Annotated in this window: 4 protein-coding genes; 2 read left to right on the forward strand and 2 right to left on the reverse strand. The window is 31.1% G+C overall.

Annotated features, from left to right (window positions below; genetic code table 11):
• The first annotated feature begins 33 nt into the window (after positions 1-33).
• Together BACCOPRO_RS02815 and BACCOPRO_RS02820 are read left to right on the forward strand one after the other, a co-directional pair.
• Positions 34-1,437 carry a toll/interleukin-1 receptor domain-containing protein gene (locus BACCOPRO_RS02815; protein ID WP_008140723.1) on the forward strand — a complete coding sequence of 468 codons (1,404 nt, stop codon included), beginning with the start codon at positions 34-36 and terminating at the stop codon, positions 1,435-1,437.
• Positions 1,427-2,923 carry an argonaute/piwi family protein gene (locus BACCOPRO_RS02820; RefSeq protein ID WP_008140725.1) on the forward strand — a complete coding sequence of 499 codons (1,497 nt, stop codon included), beginning with the start codon at positions 1,427-1,429 and terminating at the stop codon, positions 2,921-2,923. Before BACCOPRO_RS02815 ends, BACCOPRO_RS02820 begins: the two co-directional genes overlap by 11 nt.
• 126 nt (positions 2,924-3,049) lie before the next feature.
• On the opposite strand, the gene BACCOPRO_RS02825 is transcribed toward BACCOPRO_RS02820, so the two are convergent.
• Both BACCOPRO_RS02825 and BACCOPRO_RS18265 read right to left on the reverse strand, forming a co-directional pair.
• A complete protein-coding gene (locus tag BACCOPRO_RS02825; RefSeq protein WP_008140726.1) occupies positions 3,050-3,376 on the reverse strand; it encodes a hypothetical protein in 327 nt (108 codons plus the stop codon).
• 83 nt (positions 3,377-3,459) lie between these two features.
• Positions 3,460-3,697 (reverse strand): hypothetical protein (locus BACCOPRO_RS18265; RefSeq protein ID WP_008140728.1); only part of this gene is annotated, 238 nt, incomplete at its 5' end.

The raw sequence follows: 3,697 nt of genomic DNA on the forward strand, positions 1-3,697 counted from the left end.
GGGATATAAACGGAGATATTTATTAAGTAACTTATGTCAAAAAGAGATACTATTTTTATTAGTCATTCGACTCCACAAGATAATGAATTCTCAATTTGGATTGCATCTAGATTAGAATTGTTGGGCTATAAAGTATGGGTAGATAAAAATGGATTGCTGGGAGGTGAACGTTTCTGGCCAACTATTCAAAAAGCTATAGATTGTTCTATAAAAATTCTTTTTGTTTATTCTAAAAATATACTCAATTCTGATGGAGTACTTAAACCTGGTATCGAAAATGAATTAGAATATGGTAAGAGTATTGCAATTCAAAATGGATTGTCTGATTTCATTATACCATTACATATTGATGACTCGCAGTACCATCTTGCAATTGGTATGCCTAATATAAATCATATTCCTTTTACTGATAATTGGGCAGTTGGTTTAAAACAATTATTAAGAAAGTTGGAAAAAGATGAAGTCCCTAGAAATAAAGAATTAAATAGCTCATCTTTCTCTGAATGGTATGAGAATGAATACTCTTCAAATATCAGCATAAAATATAATAAAAGATTATATTATTCATCTTGGTGGGGATTTAGAACTTTACCACCAATTTTCTATATATTTAGGTTTCGTTCTTCAGAGCAAGCTAAATTAGTTCGTGACTTAAATCAGTCTATACCTATTAATTTGAACAATAATTTAATAACATCATTTGAACCTAATCTTATAATGACGATAGAAGGGAGAAAAGACCTTTTTGATAACGATATTACGCCAGATAATGTTTTTGTGTGTAATGTAAAAGATTTATATTATTGCGATGCTTTTAGTAATTCTTTTCCAACATATAACGATTCTATTAATGCGTTTAAAAGATTAATGATGAGTGTGTGGAATTCTTTCTTACGAAAAAAAGGATTGTTTAAATATGAATTTTCAGGAAGAAGGCTTGCTTATTATAAGCCTCAAATTAGTAATAATAAAAATGATATACGGTTTGTATATCCATTTTCTAACGGGAAGCGAAAAAAAAGAAAGTCTCTTTTAGGAAAATATAAATCGTTATTATGGCATTATGCTATTTCTGCTAATGTATTGATAGATCCTTTTTTTTGTTATTTGGTTAAATCACATCTCGTATTTACATCTGATGGGAAAACACCAATTTCGGATGAAAGAAAAATGCATACTTATCGTCGAGATAAGGCTAAGATGTTTTTTAATGAAGAATGGCGCGATCTTTTTCTAGCAATGATACAATCTTTGAAAGATCAAGATGGTAAGATAATATTTCCGGTAACTTATGATAATGATTATATTGAATTTAAAGAATGGCCAGAATTATTTTGGTCCGATTTTGACTATCATGATCCTAATATACCGATGTCTATAGATTGTATATCTGATTATGTAGAAGATTCTGAAATTTTAATGTATAATGATAATTGATCCTGAAATTTTATATTTGCCTGAGCCTAAATTAACATTTGGGTTTAATCAAAAGGCAATTGATCCGAGAGATGGTTTATTGTTATATGGCCCATTTGATTCAAAGCGAATTTTAGGTCCAATAACAATTGGTATAATTGGCCCAAAGTATTTAAGAGACCAGTTTAAAATTTATCTAAAAAAACTTCATGCACCTATAACAAATGAAGATTTTGCTAGACCTAATTTCCCTGGGCTTGAATCCGCTTTTGGTATTTCTATAAATTTTGAGAGTATAGTTGAGATAGATATAAAAGAAGATGATTTGGAAACATATAAAAAGTATGTAGATTCCCATCAAAGAATTCATAATTGGACTAATCTTTATGTTGATAGGCTTAGACAATTTGTAATAGAAGAGGATAGAAATGTACCTATATGGTTTGTTGCTATTCCTGAATATATATACCAATATGGAAGACCTCAATCTCGAATACCAAAAGATTCATCAAATATATTGACTACTTTAAAAAAGAAAGATAGGAATACATTGCAATTAAGTCTTTTCTTCCAAGAGGAAGAAGATCTTTTAAGAGAGGCATATAAGTTTGAAATGAATTTTCATAATCAGCTTAAAGCAAAAGTTCTAGATGATAGAATTGTCACGCAGATAATACGAGAAAGCAAGATTACATTACCGAATTTGGAAGATTCAAATATTATAAAATTGGAGAGTGCAAAAGCATGGAATCTGTCAACTACATTATATTATAAATTAGGTGGATTACCTTGGAAATTAGGTGATGTTAGAAATAACGTATGTTATTTAGGACTAGTATATAAGAAGACAGAAGAATCCAATCAAAGTAAAAACGCATGTTGCGCTGCTCAGATGTTTCTTGATTCTGGGGACGGAATGGTATTTCGTGGAAATGTAGGACCGTGGTGGAATCCTAAAACCAAAGAGTTTCATCTTTCAAAACAAGATGCCCTGTCTATGGTTTCACAGTCGTTAGATGCATTCTATACAAGATTTAATTATTACCCTGAAGAAATTTTTATACATGCGAGAACATATTTTAATGATGATGAATGGGACGGTTTTACGGAGGCAACATTAGGTAAATCTCGTATTATTGGCGTTAGAATTCGAGAAGTTAATAACTTTAAATTATACAGAGATAGACCTTATTGTGTACCAAGAGGCCTAATGTTAAAATATGATACACATAGAGCGTATTTATGGACTAAAGGATTTATTCCTAGGTTTAAGAGTCAAATTGGTTTAGAAGTTCCAAGTCCTTTAGATATATCTATTACACGTGGAGATGGTGATATTTTAGTGGTTTGCAAAGATATTTTGGGATTATCTAAATTGAATTATAATACTTGTATATATGGTGATGGAGTTCCTGTGACTTTAAAATTTGCAGATTCGATAGGAGAAATATTGACTGCAACAAGGGATTTACATTGTGGTATTTTGCCGTTTAAACATTATATATAAATTGCTTTTATGTTTAATACTAATAAGAGAGTAAAGAGTACTCTCTTATTTTTTGTTACAAAATTACCATTGAGAATTATATAAATTAAGTTATTGTACTAGAGGTAGAATAATTGATATATATTTTTATATATCCACCTCCTTAAACGGCAACCGATAATTATATTGTCTGAAAAAAACTCTATGGATAAGTTTTAGGCCAAGGGTCTGATAATACTTGTAGTCATCATACTCGATGCAAAGGTATTTGTAACCATAGCGTGGGGCGTACTCCTTGAAGAAGCGAGCAGGGTCTTTCAGGTTTTCCTGCTGGTTTCGTTTGAAGTTGCTGCGCACAATGATTATGCTCCAGTCGGAGATAATGCCGATGCCACAGCTGTATTCCCAAAAACGGATGTATAAATCCATTTCACCAACATGAACAGAAACACAAATGCCGTTGGCGTTGTGCATGACGGAACAACAGTTTCTGTAACCGAATCTCTCACACAAATAGAGATTTTGAAATCGTACAGACTGATTATACTTGGTCATTTTTACTTCTTGATTTTATCAGAGTTAATATTCCTCATCACCATATCATGCCTTTCCTTTAACTCATTATACCTTTGATTTAAATCCATGTAAAGAAAATTTCCCAATACCCAAAATATACAAGTAATAATAACCAGCATTATACAGAGAAATCTATGATTGTTGGTACTACCTATATTATCTTTGGGTATCTTCTGTATGGCATTTTCGATTCCGTTAAGCCTTTCATTTATGGCATCT

Origin of the sequence: Phocaeicola coprophilus DSM 18228 = JCM 13818 (genome assembly GCF_000157915.1) — a bacterium.
Lineage (GTDB): Bacteria > Bacteroidota > Bacteroidia > Bacteroidales > Bacteroidaceae > Phocaeicola > Phocaeicola coprophilus.